The 16,297-nt window shown below is 60.6% G+C and carries 14 protein-coding genes and 1 riboswitch; of the genes, 10 read left to right on the top strand and 4 right to left on the bottom strand.

Going from position 1 to position 16,297, the window contains the following annotated elements:
- Positions 1 to 59: 59 nt before the first annotated feature.
- The gene (locus LGM20_RS12145; protein ID WP_044523386.1) at positions 60 to 1,316 is read right to left on the bottom strand and encodes a sensor domain-containing diguanylate cyclase; all 1,257 of its coding nucleotides are present in this window, start codon (positions 1,314 to 1,316) and stop codon (positions 60 to 62) included.
- Between the two features lie 396 nt (positions 1,317 to 1,712).
- Here LGM20_RS12145 and LGM20_RS12140 point away from each other — a divergent pair, with 396 nt between their 5' ends.
- The 3 genes from LGM20_RS12140 (at position 1,713) to LGM20_RS12130 (ending at position 5,053) form a co-directional block, all read left to right on the top strand.
- On the top strand, positions 1,713 to 2,753 hold the full coding sequence (locus LGM20_RS12140) for a LacI family DNA-binding transcriptional regulator (RefSeq protein ID WP_044523405.1): 1,041 nt from the start codon (positions 1,713 to 1,715) through the stop codon (positions 2,751 to 2,753).
- A 190-nt stretch (positions 2,754 to 2,943) separates the two neighbouring features.
- Positions 2,944 to 3,867, top strand: coding sequence for a TIM barrel protein (locus LGM20_RS12135; protein ID WP_044523388.1), 924 nt, complete (start codon positions 2,944 to 2,946; stop codon positions 3,865 to 3,867).
- 13 nt (positions 3,868 to 3,880) lie between these two features.
- Positions 3,881 to 5,053 carry a Gfo/Idh/MocA family protein gene (locus tag LGM20_RS12130; RefSeq protein ID WP_044523389.1) on the top strand — a complete coding sequence of 391 codons (1,173 nt, stop codon included), beginning with the start codon at positions 3,881 to 3,883 and terminating at the stop codon, positions 5,051 to 5,053.
- 36 nt (positions 5,054 to 5,089) lie between these two features.
- Here LGM20_RS12130 and LGM20_RS12125 read toward each other — a convergent pair whose 3' ends face one another.
- The 3 genes from LGM20_RS12125 to LGM20_RS12115 form a co-directional block, all read right to left on the bottom strand.
- Complete coding sequence (locus LGM20_RS12125) at positions 5,090 to 6,196, bottom strand: DUF4056 domain-containing protein (protein ID WP_044523391.1); 1,107 nt, start codon at positions 6,194 to 6,196, stop codon at positions 5,090 to 5,092.
- 65 nt (positions 6,197 to 6,261) lie between these two features.
- Positions 6,262 to 7,206 carry a lipoprotein gene (locus tag LGM20_RS12120; RefSeq protein ID WP_044523392.1) on the bottom strand — a complete coding sequence of 315 codons (945 nt, stop codon included), beginning with the start codon at positions 7,204 to 7,206 and terminating at the stop codon, positions 6,262 to 6,264.
- 18 nt (positions 7,207 to 7,224) lie between these two features.
- Complete coding sequence (locus LGM20_RS12115) at positions 7,225 to 8,346, bottom strand: BamA/TamA family outer membrane protein (protein ID WP_052542035.1); 1,122 nt, start codon at positions 8,344 to 8,346, stop codon at positions 7,225 to 7,227.
- A gap of 220 nt (positions 8,347 to 8,566) precedes the next feature.
- Positions 8,567 to 8,668: riboswitch (TPP riboswitch) on the top strand.
- Positions 8,669 to 8,736: 68 nt separating this feature from the next.
- Between LGM20_RS12115 and tenA the strand changes: the two genes are divergently transcribed.
- The 7 genes from tenA (at position 8,737) to LGM20_RS12080 (ending at position 16,144) form a co-directional block, all read left to right on the top strand.
- Positions 8,737 to 9,432 carry a thiaminase II gene (gene tenA, locus LGM20_RS12110; RefSeq protein ID WP_032452946.1) on the top strand — a complete coding sequence of 232 codons (696 nt, stop codon included), beginning with the start codon at positions 8,737 to 8,739 and terminating at the stop codon, positions 9,430 to 9,432.
- Positions 9,429 to 10,157, top strand: a complete 729-nt coding sequence (locus tag LGM20_RS12105; RefSeq protein ID WP_044523394.1) for an ABC transporter ATP-binding protein — start codon at positions 9,429 to 9,431, stop codon at positions 10,155 to 10,157. The genes tenA and LGM20_RS12105 overlap by 4 nt, the downstream gene beginning before the upstream one ends.
- Complete coding sequence (locus tag LGM20_RS12100) at positions 10,154 to 10,894, top strand: ABC transporter permease (protein WP_032452953.1); 741 nt, start codon at positions 10,154 to 10,156, stop codon at positions 10,892 to 10,894. Before LGM20_RS12105 ends, LGM20_RS12100 begins: the two co-directional genes overlap by 4 nt.
- Before the next feature lie 24 nt (positions 10,895 to 10,918).
- Positions 10,919 to 11,854 (top strand): ABC transporter substrate-binding protein, encoded by a 936-nt coding sequence (locus tag LGM20_RS12095; RefSeq protein WP_044523396.1) that lies wholly within the window; start codon positions 10,919 to 10,921, stop codon positions 11,852 to 11,854.
- Between the two features lie 306 nt (positions 11,855 to 12,160).
- The gene (locus LGM20_RS12090; protein WP_072096675.1) at positions 12,161 to 13,546 is read left to right on the top strand and encodes a diaminobutyrate--2-oxoglutarate transaminase; all 1,386 of its coding nucleotides are present in this window, start codon (positions 12,161 to 12,163) and stop codon (positions 13,544 to 13,546) included.
- Positions 13,547 to 13,555: 9 nt separating this feature from the next.
- Complete coding sequence (locus LGM20_RS12085) at positions 13,556 to 15,037, top strand: pyridoxal phosphate-dependent decarboxylase family protein (protein ID WP_072413243.1); 1,482 nt, start codon at positions 13,556 to 13,558, stop codon at positions 15,035 to 15,037.
- Between the two features lie 213 nt (positions 15,038 to 15,250).
- On the top strand, positions 15,251 to 16,144 hold the full coding sequence (locus LGM20_RS12080) for a LysR substrate-binding domain-containing protein (RefSeq protein ID WP_032428857.1): 894 nt from the start codon (positions 15,251 to 15,253) through the stop codon (positions 16,142 to 16,144).
- The last annotated feature ends 153 nt before the right edge of the window (positions 16,145 to 16,297 follow it).

The raw sequence follows: 16,297 nt of genomic DNA, 5'->3' as shown, positions 1-16,297 counted from the left end.
TCTTATTACCACCCGTTACAGCAGGCTGGCTCATCCTCAGTATAGTCGGCGAGCGCGAATCAGGCTGCGCCACCGCTATTGCGCAACAGTTCCGCACTGTCAAAAGGCATGCGCGTTACCCGGTTGCGCCCGTCATTTTTCGCCGCGTACAGCGCTTTATCGACGCGGTAAAACAGCTGATCAATCGCTTCGCCATCATGATGCTCGGCGACGCCGATGCTGACGGTGACCGACAGCGTCTGATATTCGCTGACCGCCTGGCGGATCGCCTCCGCCACCATCAGCGCGCGGGCGATCGGCGAATGGGGCAAAAAGAGCAGAAACTCCTCGCCTCCCCAGCGATATATCTTATCTTCACGGTCCACCGAGGTTTCCAGAATGCGGGAGATCACCAGCAGAACTTCATCGCCTTTTTGATGACCGTGAATATCATTAATACTCTTGAAATGATCGATATCGATTAACAACAGACAAAAACCATCGGCGATAAACGACGGCGCGTCGACGAGCCGGTAAAATTCGCGGCGATTTAACAGTCCGGTTAAGGGATCGTGGGCGGCGGAAAATTCCAGCTCTTTTTTCAGATGCACTTCTTCGGTGATATCGTGAATGATGCATAACATCAGCCGGATATTATACAGCACCACCGGCCCGGCATAGGTTTGAACATGGCGCAGCGAGCCGTCAGCCAGAATATGAGTAAAATTAAGCGGCTTATGCCCGCCGGGCATATTGGCAATATTATTCATAATGGGGATCACATCCCGGCCCAGGGTATTAATTTGCCAGGTATGTTTGGTGCGCATTTCCTCATCGGAATAATGATAAAAGCGCAGCGCGGCAATATTGGCATCGACAATCCGGCCCTCTTTCTGAGGATCGATCAACAGCATCGGCGCGGTATTGGTCATAAAAAAGCGGGCAAAAAAGCCATTGTTCCGCCGCTGGTAGCGGCGAGAGCCGGTATGAATCGACTGATTTTGCGCGAGCAGCTTCACCGCTTCGAATAACAGTAAGGTGCCGCTGTCCTCGGTCTCCACCAGGGTGGTTTTACAATATACCGACTGCAACCCTTTGGCGGTCTGCAGCGTCCAGACTTCAAATATCTCAGTCATGGCGTCGAGATAGCGCAAATAATGCTGCAGCTGCGTTTCCGGGCAGGTGGAATAGATACCGTTGCGCATCTCATTCAGCGACATATCGCCGCTCAGCGTCCGGGAAGCCTGATTGGCATAGACCACACACTCTGTAAAAGGATGGACTACCCAGATCGGGGTGCTTAATACATCAAAAACAGCCAGTTCTTTTAATAACATACAGGCCCCAAACCGACCCACTCCCGGCGCGGAACGGCACATCATTCAGTGCAGCTCTGACGCTGGCATAAAGTGATAGCAAAAATAATCGAGTAACCGTCATTACGCGCGTGCGCGGCAAGTATAGTCGGTTCCTGGCCCAGCGACGCCCACCCGGAGCGACTTTGCGCACGGTTTAATCGACAGAGGAGACACTGCCTTTATTATTAATTTTATTTCAATAGCATAGCAGCAATGCCAGAACGGGTAGTCGCTTTTGATCACAGACTGTGTATACCCGTCACACTTTACGCTGCAGGGGGGCAGGCTTGTGCCGTGGCACGCAGATGGCCGTTGTTCTGCTCAGCGTTACCATGATAGTTTCTATCATAACGCTCATTTTCAATGGTCATCACAGTGAAAAAATCCGCCAGCAAAATCACGCTTGCCGACATTGCGCGCGAAGCCAACGTCGGCGTGGCCACCGTCGACCGGGTACTCAACAAACGCGCGGCGGTGAAGGAATCTACCGCGTACCGCGTGCTGGAGGCCGCCCGACGGCTGGGGTTTACGCTCGAACAGCCGCACTATCGCCTGGCCGCCGGCAAAGCGCCGGTTACCGTCAGGATGGGCTTTATTCTGCTGCAGGAGACCCACTCCTTCTACCTGCCGCTGGCGAGGGCGCTCGCAAGAGAGGCCGCGCCGTGGCTGCCGGCGGGCGAGACGCCGGCGATCCTGCATTTTGCCATTGATGCGGTGGAAGCGATGGCCCAGGCCATTCACCGGCTCAGCGATGAGGTAGAGGTGCTCGGCCTGGTGGCGCTGGATCACCCGCTGATTCGCCATGCGGTGGGCCGGGCCGCCGCCCGCGGCGTTCGCGTATTCACCCTGCTTTCGGATCTGTCGGTTCCCCAGCGCAGCGGCTATATCGGCCTCGATAACCAAAAAGCCGGGCGCACCGCCGCCTGGTTTATCGACCGTTTATGCCGTGGCGAAGGCGAAATAGCCATTATCATTGGCGATAATCGTTTTACCTGTCAGGAAAGCTGTGAGATCAGCTTCCGCTCCTGTCTGCGCGAGCAGGGTAAAGGGCAGCAGATCCTTGAGCCGGTTCGCAGCCATGAACGGGCGGATGTCGCCAGAAGCGTAACGGAACAGCTGCTCAGCCAGTACCCGGCCCTGCAGGCGATCTATGCTCCCTGCGGCGGCATTGAAGGGATTGTCGGGGCGCTGCGCGACAGCGGCCGCCAGCAGGCCGTCACCCTGGTCTGCCATGGCCCGCTAAGCGACAGTGAACTGGCGCTGATCGATGGCACCATCGATGTCATTCTCAACCACCGGCTGGATGACTTTGCCGCCGCCACCCTGCGCGCCATGACGGAAGCCGTTTCGCGGCCGCCCAGCGAAGTGATTTCGCACCCTCAGCCTTTCGATATCATCACCAAAGAAAATATGTAAACGCCCGCCCCGTCGCCGACGGGGCGGCCTCACGCCTGGACCACGCCTGGACTCATTTTGATAAATAACTATCAAAAACAACCTCAATACAAATCATGACGGCCATCATAAAATTATCATTCCAACATTGTTGGCTATGAAATTTTCATTCAATACTCAGCGGCATCCCCTGTGATAAAAGGAAGCCGACATGACCTATCCTATCGCCAACGCCCCCTGCAGCTGGGGCGTGGATGACCCGAAAAACCCTGACCTTCCCGCCTGGACTACCGTGCTGAAGGAGGCGGCGCAGGCCGGCTATCGCAGCATCGAGCTCGGCCCGTGGGGCTACCTGCCCACCGACCCGAGCAGCCTGTGCGCGGCGCTGGAAAAGCATCAGCTGTCGCTGGTCGCCGGGACGATCTTTGACGATCTGGTGAGCGAAGACCATTATCCCACTCTGGAGGCGCTGACCCATCAAATCTGCCGCAATCTGTCGCAGGTTCCGACCGCCGCCCCCATCCCGGGACACCCTTTCCAGCCGCCCTATCTGGTGATTATCGACTTCGGCAACCCCGAGCGGGCGCGCTTTGCCGGACGCAGCGCGCTGGCTCCGCGCCTCAATGACGCAGACTGGCAGCGGATGATGGCGCACATTACCGCCCTCAGCACCCTCGCCTGGCGGGAGTACGGCGTGCGGGCGGTTATCCATCCCCACGCCGGGGGCTGCATCGAATTTGCCGATGAAATCGAGCGGCTGGCCAACGCTATCCCGCACGACGTGGCAGGGTTGTGTCTGGATACCGGGCATCTCTACTACGCCGGAATGGATCCGCTCACCTGGCTGGATCGCTATTACGCGCGGCTCGACTACCTGCACTTCAAGGATGTGGATCCGCAGGTTTACCAGCGCGCCATCGCCGAAGGCATCGACTTTTTCACCGCCTGCGCCGAAGGGGTGATGTGCCCGCTCGGCAGCGGCGCCATTGACTACACGGCCATTAACGATTTTCTTGCCCGCCGCGGCTATCAGGGCTGGATAACCATTGAACAAGAGCGTGATCCGCGCCATGCCGCAGGCAGCCTGCAGGCGGTCACGGAGAGCCTGCGCTATCTGCGCGGCGTTGGATTCTGACAGGAGACACCCCATGATTAACGGTTTAAAACCGCTCGACCGCACCCTGCGCTGGGGCATGGTCGGCGGCGGTGGCAGCAGCCAGATCGGCTATATTCACCGCTCTGCCGCCCTGCGCGATAACACCTTTGCGCTGCTGGCCGGCGCCTTTGATATTGATGCCGATCGCGGGCGCCAGTTCGGCCAACAGCTGGGGGTGGATCCCGCACGCTGTTACGCCGATTACCAGAGTCTGTTTCGCGGTGAGGCTGCCCGCCCGGACGGTATCCAGGCCGTGTCGATTGCCACGCCGAATAACACCCACTATGCCATCTGTCGGGCGGCGCTGGAGGCCGGGCTGCACGTGGTGTGTGAAAAGCCGCTGTGCTTCAGCAGCGAAGAGGCGGACGAACTGGTGGCCCTCAGCCAGCGGCAGCGTAAGATCATCGGCGTGACCTACGGCTATGCCGGTCATCAGATGATCCTGCAGGCCCGGCAGATGATCGCCGAAGGACTGCTGGGCGACATCCGTATCGTCAATATGCAGTTTGCTCATGGCTTCCACGCCCAGCCGGTGGAGCAGGAAAACGCCAGTACCCGCTGGCGGGTCGATCCCCGCTTCGTCGGCCCCAGCTATGTGCTGGGGGATCTTGCCACTCACCCGCTGTTTCTGGTCGAAACCATGGCCCCGCAGTTGAAGATCGCCCGGCTGATGTGCGCCAGACAAAGCTTCGTCAAAAGCCGCGCCCCGCTGGAAGATAACGCGCATGTGCTGATGGAGTATGACAACGGCGCCGTCGGCTCGCTGTGGAGCTCCGCCGTTAACTGCGGCTCCATGCACGGGCAAAAGGTGCGCATCGTGGGGGAAAAAGCCAGTCTTGAATGGTGGGATGAACAGCCCAACCAGCTGCGCTACGAGGTGCAGGGCGAACCGGCGCGCGTTCTGGAGCGCGGCATGGGCTATCTTGATCCGCTGGCGCGCCAGGACGATCGCATCGGCGGTGGCCACCCGGAGGGGCTGTTCGACGCCTGGTCGAATCTCTATCGCCGCTTCGCCATCGCCATGGACGCCGCTGACCGGCGTGACGAGGCGCTGTTGGCGGACTTCTGGTATCCGGACGCTCGCGCCGGGGCGTTCGGCGTCCGCTGGGTGGAAAACTGCGTACGCTCTGCCGACAACGGCGCCTGTTGGGTCAACTTCCGCTAATTCGCCGGCTCAGGGCCTCGCCCTGAGCCTTTCTCGCTACTTCTCAATGCGCGCCAGCTGGGTTTTATCGGCCTCGCGGGCGCGATCGGCCAGCCCCTGAAACGCGGCAGCGCCATAGTATTGCTCAGGAACCGGCAGCGCCTGCATATCGTGCCCCGGATAGATCTGCAGCTCGCCGAGGTCGCGCAGGCGGAATCCCCCCACCTGCGCCGGCATGGTCAGGCGATATGGCGGCAGGGTTTCGAAAGGGACCGGCGTCGGCAGCCGGTTTTCCTGCAGATCGTAATTACGCTTCAGCACCAGAAACTTATCCGGCACCCGGCGGCGACTGTTCCACCAGTCGCCATCGATCCGCTGGAACATCGCTTCCGTCTCCCCTCGAGTGGCCACCATCAGCCGGGTCAGCGCCTTTTTCAGCGCCGCCTCCATGGCCCGGTTATACGCTTCCACTGACCCGCCGTGGCCGCTAAGGATGACGTTAATCGCCAGTCTGGCGCCCAGTAAGTTGGAGTAGAGATCCTCCGGCGAAAACGCGGAGATCTCCTCTGAAAACCCGGGCACTGACTGGAAGCCATACCACTGGGCGATCTCATGCCACTGGGCGATTTCGAAGGCCAGATGCCCGGCGAGCCAGGCCGCCAGCTGATAGCGCTGCCTGACCCCCGCCGGCGGCGTAAAGGCATTGAGCTGAACGCGGCGCACGCCAAGTTCTTCGCTGTAGAATATGCGCCCCGCCTGGCCCAGCGTCGGCGAAATGCGATTGAACAGATAAAAGGTGTAATCCGCCGTGTCGCGCACATGGGCAATATCGATAAACCCGCCGCGACGGGTATAGATAAGCCCGTTCTGCTCCTCGCTCAGCCCCAGCAGATTTTTCACCGCGCCGAGCGCGCTGTCGTTGTAATGGTGCTTGCCCAGGGTATCCAGGGTCAGCACGTTACCAATCTGATACACCGGGATCGGAATGCCCACCGCCCGCACGTGCAGGTCGTAGCCAAAGGCGCAGCATGGCCGCAGCGATTCCGGCGGCGACAGCTCGCCCAGGGTGGGCGCAGGATGGATCGCCGTCACGGCGGGCAACACCGGGTCCTGCGCCAGCGCCGGCAGCGCCAGCGCGAATAACAGCCATAAGGCTTTACGCATCAACAGCCTCTCCACAGCAACAAAAGAGCGCGCATCTTACCGGCAGACGGCGCCTGCAGTTTTAGTTAAAAACGGTATTCACCGGAGACAAAGAAGCTGTTGCGGTCGTTAAAACCGAATTCAGTCAGCACGTTAAAGTTTTTGGTGACCTCATACTGGGCGCCAATCAGCATATTCCACGGCGAGGTCAGCTTCTGCTTAACGTCGAATTTGCCCTCGCCGTCTTTATTGACTGCGGCAATAAGGGGCTGTAGCTCTGGCGGCATGTGCAGGTCGGCGAGATCGCCCTTAAACTCCTGCTGCACGTCCTGATACATGCTGCCGACCCACAGGCTGAGATGGGACGGTCCGTCGATCCCCTGAAAACTGAACCGATAGCCGACGCGCGGCGAAACGGTGACCGCCGAAATGCTGCCGTCGAGGATATCGAAGTCGGTGCGGGTATAGTTAGTATCCACTAACCCAAACCAGTTGCCGTAGCCGCCGGCGAGCGTAAAGCCGGCCCCCCAGGTGGTGCCTTTAAAATCAAGGGTAAAATCAATATCCTGCAACTTCCCGCTCTGATAAAGCTGGTGAACCGCGCCGGCGATGGCCCGATCCAGGCCGCGAAACTGCGACGGGTCTGAATCCACTGATACCTGGGAGACGGACGACCCGCGGGTATGCCCCACCAGTCCGTATACGTTGAGGAACGGAAAGACCCACATATCCAGGCGCAGGTTTTCGGTTTTGCTTTTCTCGCGGGTGTGTCCGGCATCGATGGCGAACATATCGCTGGGAATGGGATGATTGCCGAGCTTAAGCCCGGAAAAGGTAATACTGTCGACCATGATATCCTGGCGGATATTCATATAGCTCAGGTTGACGCCGTAGGGTAACGGAATGGAATATCCTCTGGCGCGAGCCTCATCGCCCCAGATCGGAAAATAGCTGTCGCTCTCGTCCGGCTCCGCAGCCGACGTGCCCCAGGCTGCTAACAGTAGCGTTAACACCGCGCCGGATGTTCTCATTTTTGTTCTCATGTGTAGTTATAAACCCGAACCGACATTGAAATAGACCGCCTGCTCATGCTCGCTGAACGCCACGTCAATCCCGGTACGCAAACCGTACTGTCGCGCGATCAGGTAACGAAAACCGGCTCCCCATGCCACCTCTGACTGTTCCCATAGCGTCTCCGCCGCGTCAGCGGCGCTCCCGGCGCCAACGAATCCCTGCAGGATCCAGCGCGGAGTGACGGCCCAGGCCAGCTGGGTTTGCGCCGTGGCCACGTAGTCGCCCTGATAGCGGTAGCGCGAAATCCCGCGCAGCGCGATGTAAGGACGCGCCATCGGCATCAGGTGCTTATCATGGTGGGTTAAGGACTGATAATTGCCCGCGACCGCCAGGGTCAGCGTCTGGCTGAGCGGAATAAACACCTTCCCGTCCAGAGTAAACGTGTTGTAGTGATAATCGCCCCCGAGCAGCGAACGGAAAAACCGATATTCTCCCTTCAGCGCTAACCCATTCTGAGGATAGAAAATATTATCGGTAGTGTCATATTCCGCCACCACCCCCAGCGCCGAAGAGGTGCTGTTTTGCCCGAGCACCTGCTGCCAGACCCGGTTGACCCGCGGATTATCGAAAGCGACATCCGCCCGGGCATACACCTGGGAGGCCCCGAGGAACACCGGCGTATCGCCCACGCGAAACAGCAGCTTTTGCAGCGCGGCGACCCCTTTGGTCTGCGTCTGCACCGGTTTAGCATGGCTGAAGCCGCCGATGTCGCCGGAATAGATATCCAGATTGACGTTAGCGTAGCCGGCTACCGCCAGGTAACGAATGCGATCATGCCGCCAGGTGTGACGATGGCCGCCGCCAATAAACCAGGTGCCATTCTGCGTGGCGGCCCCGCCGAAAGCGGTGAGCGGCGGAGGAATAAACTGCCCGCCCTCCCGGCTGCCTTTACCGTGTAAAAACAGGCCAAACAGTCCGCCGCCATAGCCGATCGCCGGCTCGGTTATCGTCAGCGGCACCGGCAGAAAACCGTAACGGTTTTCCGCCAGATATTGACTCATGTCGAGCATGCTATCTTCCGCATCGAAGAGATCGGCGGCATCGCCAGGCGGGCACAACAGGAACAGAAGCGCCAGCGCGGACAGCGGGAATTTCATGCTCACTCCAGGGCGTTGGGGCGCGCACGACACGCGTGGCGAACAGGATTATTACAACGGAATAATGAAAATATAACGTAACCGGAGAACCCTCACCAACGCGCAGCGGCTTGTTTTTCGGGTATTTTTGTACAAAAAAGAGCTGGCCGTCACAGAAAAACGCCATCGCGCCGCCGGTCGGCGCGATGATTGTATTCATAAGGTGAATGTCGTATAACATAGCGCTACCGAGGGGTGTCCCGTGAGGGCTGAGATGGCGCAAGCCGAACCCTTTGAACCTGATCTGGGTCATGCCAGCGAAGGGACGGGTCGGCAATTTTGCCAGCATTACCGCCATTGCCTGTTCACACCCCTGCACGCCCGGATCTCCCCTGCATAAATGGAGGTCCTGTGATTGTTCCCGCGTTTAGCCAAGGTCTTTATGGCCGTTTACGCCAGCTGGCCGCCGCTGACTGGCAGCACTATGTGGCGCACCCTTTCGTTCAGCAGCTTGCCGAAGGCACCCTGGCGAAAAGCGCGTTCCGTCGCTATCTGACCCAGGATTATCTGTTTCTGATCCATTTCGCCCGCAGCTACGCGCTGCTGGTGAGTAAACTGCGCACGCTGCCGGAGATGCGCGCCGCGGCCGCCTCCATGAACGCCATCCTTAACGAAGTGCCGCTGCATGTCGGCTACTGCGCCCAATGGGGCATTAGCGAACCGGAGATGGCCGCCCAGCCCGAAGCGCCAGAAACCATCAATTATACCCGCTACGTGCTGGATATCGGTCATTCAGGCGACGCGCTGGATCTGCTGGTCGCCCTGATGCCCTGCGTGGCGGGTTACGCCGAAATCGGTCTGGGCCTGCTGCATCACCCCGCCACCCGACTGGAGGATAATCCTTACGCCTCGTGGATCCGTAACTATGGCGATGAAGGCTATCTGCAGGGCGTCAGCGCCGCGCTGGCGCTGCTGGAGACCGTGTGGCAACAGCGCGGAAGCGAGGCCCGCCTCGCCGGGCTGAGCGACATCTTCACCACCGCCACCCGCCTGGAGGCGCAGTTCTGGCAGATGGGGCTCAACGCCGCGGCGGAGTCCCGGGCGTGACGGCGCCAGGTATCGAGGTTCGCAAGCTGAGCCTCCATTTCGGCGACCGCCGCCTGTTCGACAACCTGTCGCTGACGGTCCCCGGCGGTCAGTGGGTGTCGCTGCTCGGCGCCAGCGGGGCCGGTAAAACCAGCCTGCTGCGGGTCATGGCCGGCCTGGCCCCCGCCACCCGCGGGGAAGTGGTCGCCAGCGACGGAAAGCCGATACCCGGCCGCCTGGCGTGGATGGGGCAGAAAGACCTGCTTTACCCCTGGCTGAGCGTCAGGGAGAACGTCGCCCTCGGCGCACGGCTGCGCGGTGAGAAAGTGGATCACGCCCGGGTCGCCACCCTGCTTGAACAGGTGGAGCTCGCCTCCTGCGCCGACGCCCGGCCGGCGACGCTCTCCGGCGGGATGCGTCAGCGCGCCGCGCTGGCCCGCACCCTGTATGAGGACCGGCCCATCGTGCTGATGGATGAACCCTTCTCGGCGCTGGACACCCTCACCCGCACCCGCATTCAGACCCTCGCGGCCACTCTGCTGGCGGGGCGCACGGTGGTGCTGATCACCCACGATCCGCTGGAAGCCTGCCGGCTGAGCCACCGTCTGCTGGTCCTCTCGGCCGCCGACGGGGAGATCGACGACAGCCATCACCTCACCGGCGCGCCTCCGCGCGCGCCGGATGCGCCCGAGCTGTTGAACGCCCAGGCGGCGCTGCTGCAGCAGCTGATGAGGGCCCACTCATGACTGGACGTCTCTGGCGCGGCGGCATGGTGTTCTGCGGACTGATGCTTCTCTGGGGGCTGGCCAGCCGCAGCGGCATTCCGCACTTTCTTTTACCCTCCCCGGCGGCGGTCGCCGAGGCGCTGTGGGTCAATCGCGCCTATCTCGGCTGGCACACGCTGATTACCCTCAGCGAGATCCTCAGCGGCCTGGCGCTGGGGGTGGCGCTCGGCGTCACGCTGGCGCTGGGCATGATCCTCTCCCCGCGCCTGCAGCGCTGGCTGATGCCGCTGGTGCTCACCAGCCAGGCGATCCCGGTCTTTGCCCTCGCCCCGCTGCTGGTGCTGTGGCTGGGGTTTGGCATGAGCGCCAAAGTGGCGATGGCGGTGCTGGTGATTTTCTTTCCCGTCACGTCCGCCTTCTTTGACGGCTTGCGACGGGTCAACCACGAGTATCTCGATCTGGCGCGCAGCATGAACGCCTCCTTCGGCGCTCAGCTGCGGCATGTCCGCCTGATGGCCGCCCTGCCGGCGCTGGGCTCGGGCCTGCGCATGGCGGCGGCGGTGGCTCCCATCGGCGCCATTATCGGCGAATGGGTCGGCTCCGCCGAGGGGCTGGGCTACGTCATGCTCAATGCCAACGCGCGGCTGCAAACCGATATCTGCTTCGCCGCGCTGTTTATTTTAGTACTGCTGACCCTCTTCCTGTGGCTGGCGGTAGACACCCTGCTGCACCGGCTGATCGACTGGTCGCCGGAATAATCATGAAGTAATAAAGGAAAACAGATGAAAACGTCGCTTTTCGCCGGAGCAACCCTGACGGCGCTGCTCAGCGGTCACGCGCTGGCCAATGAACCGCTCACCCTGGTGCTGGACTGGTATATTAACCCCGACCATGCGCCGATTATGGTGGCCGAGCAGATCGGCGCCTTTAAGGCCCAGGGTCTGGACGTCAAGATTGTCCCCCCGTCGGATCCGGCGCTGCCGCCCCGCATGGTGGCCGCCCGTCAGGCGGACCTGGCCATCACCTACCAGCCGCAGGTGCACTTCTTCGCTGACGAAGGGTTACCGCTGGTGCGCGTGGGCACCCTGATCGGCTCGCCGCTGAACACGGTGATCGCCCTGGATAAGCAGATCAAAACCCCGGCGGATCTGCAAGGCAAGAAGGTGGGTTACTCGGTCAGCGGCATTGAGCAGGCCACCCTGTCGACCATGGCGCAGCATGCGGGGATCGATCCAGCCAGTATCAAGCTGGTCAACGTCAATTTTCAGCTGACCAGCGCTCTGCTGGCGGGCCAGGTGGACGCGGTCATCGGCGGCTATCGTAATATAGAAGCGCAGGAGCTGAAGCTGCAGGGCAAAGCCCCGGTGGTGATGAACGTTGAGGATTATGGCGTACCGGCCTATGACGAGCTGGTGATTGTCGCCCACCGCGACGCGATTCATGAGGCGAAAATCCGTAAATTCCTCACCGCCTTGCAGGCCGGGGTCAGCTACCTGCGCGCGCATCCGCAGGAGAGCTGGGAGGTGTTCGCCGCCGCGCATCCGGAGCTGAAGACCGAGCTTAACCATCAGGCCTGGCTGCAAACCGTGCCGCTGTTCGCCGCCGATCCGGCGGCGCTGGATAAAGCGCGCTACGACACTTACGAACAGTTTTTATATAACAATAAGTTGGTGAAAAAAGTTACACCTTTAACAAATTATGCGGTTGAGCTGCATTGACTCTTGCTATCGCTGACGGAAGGCTTTCCGTCAGCGCTTTAACGCAGCGGCAATAAAAATATAGAGACTTTCTCACTAATAATTACACTTTAAAGGGTTATCGTTACTCAGGGTTGTTTTATTATAATTCAGCAGGTTACGTTAATTTTTACCCCGGTAAGAATAACGTCAAAATAACGCAATCAATAAAACGTTGAATGCGGATTTAAAAAGCCATATATTGTGCGCGCTTTATGAATGCCAATTCAATTCCTTACACCAATTATTCAACCAGCGTTCAACCGCAATGCTGGTTGTGGGAGTGATATGATGACGGATAAAGTCCGTATTGATACTTTACGTGCCGATTTATTAGACGCAAACAACGAAACCTTTTTGGCCCGTCAGGCCGAATTCGAATCGAATGTCAGGAGTTACCCGCGTAAGTTACCGCTGGCTATCACTAAAGCTGAAGGCGTGTGGCTGACGGATGCGGATAACAAACAGTACCTGGACTGCCTCGCCGGCGCCGGTACTCTCGCTCTGGGCCACAACCACCCTGATGTATTGCAGAGCATCCAAAGTGTCATTACCAGCGGCTTGCCGTTACATACTCTCGATCTGACTACCCCGTTAAAAGATCGTTTCTCCGAATACCTGCTCTCTTGCCTGCCGGGCGAAGGGAAAGAGTATTGCCTGCAGTTCACCGGTCCTTCCGGCGCTGACGCCGTGGAAGCGGCGCTGAAGCTGGCGAAAAAATACACCGGTCGTACGTCGGTGATCAGCTTCTCCGGCGGCTATCACGGGATGACCCACGGCGCGCTGTCGGTCACCGGCAACCTGTCGCCGAAAGCGGCGGTCAACGGCATGATGCCGGAAGTGCAGTTTATGCCTTACCCGCACCTGTACCGCTGCCCGCTGGGCATCGGCGGCGAAGCCGGCGTCAAAGCGCTGACCTACTACTTCGAAAACCTGATCAACGACGTGGAGAGCGGCGTCCGTAAACCGGCGGCCGTGATCCTCGAAGCCGTTCAGGGCGAAGGCGGCGTGAACCCGGCGCCGGTCGAGTGGCTGCAGCGCATCCGCAAAGTGACCGAAGAGCACGGTATTCTGCTGATCGTCGATGAAGTGCAGGCCGGCTTTGCCCGTACCGGTAAATTCTTCGCCTTCGAACACGCCGGTATTCAGCCGGACATCATCGTGATGTCGAAAGCGGTTGGCGGCGGTCTGCCGCTGGCGGTGCTGGGCATTAAAAAGCAGTTCGACGCCTGGGAACCGGGTCACCACACCGGCACCTTCCGCGGCAACCAGCTGGCGATGGCTACCGGCCTGACCACCCTGCGTCACCTGCGCGACAACAACATTGCCGACAAAGTCGCCGCCCAGGGCGAGTGGCTGAAAGGGAAACTGGCGGAGCTGCAGAAGCGCTACCCGGTCATTGGCCACGTTCGCGGTCTCGGTCTGATGATCGGTATCGAAATCGTCAAGCCGAACGACGCGCAGGATCATATGGGCTGCTACCCGGCTGACGGCGAACTCTCTGCCCTGCTGCAGAAGAAATGCTTCGAAGCGGGCCTGATTCTGGAGCGCGGTGGCCGTCACGGCTGCGTGCTGCGCCTGCTGCCGTCCCTGCTGATCAGCGACGCGGAACTGAATGTGTTCCTCGACAAATTTGAACAGGCCCTGCTGGCCGCCGGTGTGAAACCGGTCTGAGTGGAGTCAGTGACCACCATGTCCACATTGAATCCGATTCTTGCTGGTTCGGCGCAGAGCGTTGAGGCCTATCAGCAGGTTATCGAGCAGACCAGTCAGGCCGTTGTGCAGTGGCTGAAGCAACCTGAGATGTATCAGGGGAAAAGCGTTGACGAACTGCGTGAGCGTATCTCCCTTGAATTTAACGAACAGGGGTTGGGTAACCAGGCGGCGATTGATCGTGCGATCGAGTACTTCCTGAAAGACAGCCTGTCGGTGCATCACCCACAGTGCGTGGCGCACCTGCACTGCCCGAGCCTGGTGATTAGCCAGGCGGCGGAAGTGCTGATCAACGCCACCAACCAGAGCATGGACTCCTGGGATCAGAGCCCGTCGGCGACCATCATTGAGATGAAGCTGATCGAGTGGTTGCGCGCCCGGGTCGGCTATCCGGCAGGCGACGCCGGCGTCTTCACCAGCGGCGGCACCCAGAGCAACCTGATGGGCCTGATGTTGGCGCGCGACGCCTTCTTCGCCCGTCAGGGACACTCCATCCAGCAGGATGGGCTGCCGGGGGATATCCGCCAGTACAAAGTGCTGTGCTCGGAAAACGCCCACTTCTCGGTGCAGAAGAACATGGCGCTGATGGGTCTCGGCTACCGCTCGGTTACGCTGGTGAAAACCGACGAATTCGCGCGGATGGACGTGGCCGACCTGAAGGCGAAGATTGCGCAGGCGCAGGCTAACGGCGAACAGATCATGGCGATCGTCGCCACCGCCGGGACCACCGACGCGGGGGCTATCGACCCGCTGCGCGACATCGCCGGTATCGCCGCGGAGCATCAGATCTGGCTGCACGTTGACGCGGCCTGGGGCGGCGCGCTGCTGCTGTCTGAGCAGTATCGCGACTATCTTGACGGTCTGGAGCTAGTGGATTCCGTTACCCTGGACTTCCACAAGCAGTTCTTCCAGACCATAAGCTGCGGTGCCTTCCTGCTGAAGGATGCCCGCCATTACGAGCTGATGCGTTATCAGGCGGCCTATCTGAACTCCGAGTTCGATGAAGAACACGGCGTGCCGAACCTGGTCTCTAAATCGCTGCAGACCACCCGCCGCTTCGATGCCCTGAAGCTGTGGATGGGCCTCGAAGCGCTGGGGCAGAAACAGTATGCGGCGATCATCGATCACGGCGTCACCATGGCGAAAAACGTCGCGGAGTACGTGAAATCGCAGCCGACGCTGGAGCTGGTGATGCAGCCGCAGCTGGCGAGCGTGCTGTTCCGTTCCCGTCCGGCGCAGATGGCGCAGAGCGACGCGGCGGCTATCGCCCTGCTCAACCAGCGCGTCGGCGACGCCCTGCTGGCTTCCGGCCGCGCCAACGTTGGCGTGACCGAGCACAACGGCGTTACCTGCCTGAAGCTGACCCTGCTGAACCCGGTGGTGACGCTGGATGATGTGAAGGTCCTGCTGAGCCTGGTGGAGCGCACCGCTCAGGAGCTGCTGGCGCAATAATCTGCCTGAGCGAGGCGGCGCCTGTCGCCCCGCTCAGCGGCCAGCCCTGCCTGCACTAAGCCGATAAGTTCCCTTATCGGCTTTTTTTATGCCTGCCTGCGCGACTGGCGCGCGCTTCTACGCTTCTCGCCGCAGGGTCCGTTGACGCCTGCCCGCCGCGATGCCACAGTAAGGTCCCGATAATGGCAATCGCCAGAATCCAACGTCCCGGTAATAAGGATGATAATGGAGAAACGCTTACCCGGCCTCGATCTTGACGCCCTGCGCAGCTTTGTGACCGGCATGGAGTGCGGCAGCTTCGCCCTGGCGGCGCAGCGTCTGGCGCGCTCCACCTCCGCCGTCAGCGCCCAGCTCAAAAAGCTGGAGAGTCAGTGCGGCGCCGCGCTGGTGGTTAAACAGGGGCGGCACCTGGCGCTGACCGCGGAGGGCGAAAAGCTAATGAGCTACGCCAGACGGCTGCTGGCGCTCAATGATGAAACCCTGCGCGCGCTGCAGGGCGAACGGCTCACTGGCGAAATTCACCTTGGCATGCAGGAAGATTTTGGCGAATCGCTGATGCCGGGGATCCTTGGGCAGTTTACCCGCCACCATCCGCAGGTGCGGATCGTCGCCAGGGTGGATCGCAATGGCCCGCTGCGCCAGGCGCTGGCGGAGCAGACGCTGGATCTGGCGCTGCTGTGGCAAACCGAAGATCAGGGGCCCGGGCTGGGCCGCTGCCCGCTGGCGTGGATTGCGCATCCTGACTTTGACGTTCGCGCGCGGCTGGCGTCCGGCGAGCCGCTGCCGCTGGTGATGTTCGACAGCCCGTGCCTGATGCGTTCCCGCGCTATTGCCTGTCTCGATGCCGCAGGGATCCCCTGGCAGGTGGTGTTCGTCAGCCACAGCCTGAGCGGCATCTGGGCGGCGGTGCAGGCCGGCCTGGGGCTGACGGTACGCACCCGCATCGGCATGCCAGGCAATCTGCGCCCCGCCGGCGGATCACTGCCATCCCCCGGCAACCTGGCCGTCAGTCTGCAACAAACCCCGCGTCAGGAACCCCATTCCGCCGCGGTCACGCTGCTCGGCGAACTGATGTCCGAGGCCCTGCAGGAGTGGGTTGTTCGGTGACAGTGTCACGCCAGTTTCCCTCACCCTAACCCTCTCCCGGAGGGAGAGGGAACCGTTCGGCAACGTCTGTTACCCCGGCCAAGATTCTGTCTCCACCCGCTACGTAACCCGCCTTACCGGGCCTACACGCGGCTTCGTAACCCCCCAGGCCGG

Origin of the sequence: Klebsiella quasipneumoniae subsp. quasipneumoniae (assembly GCF_020525925.1) — a bacterium.
Lineage (GTDB): Bacteria > Pseudomonadota > Gammaproteobacteria > Enterobacterales > Enterobacteriaceae > Klebsiella > Klebsiella quasipneumoniae.
The sequence above is the reverse complement of the archived record's forward strand: the minus strand, read 5'-3'. Positions and strand labels throughout refer to the sequence as shown.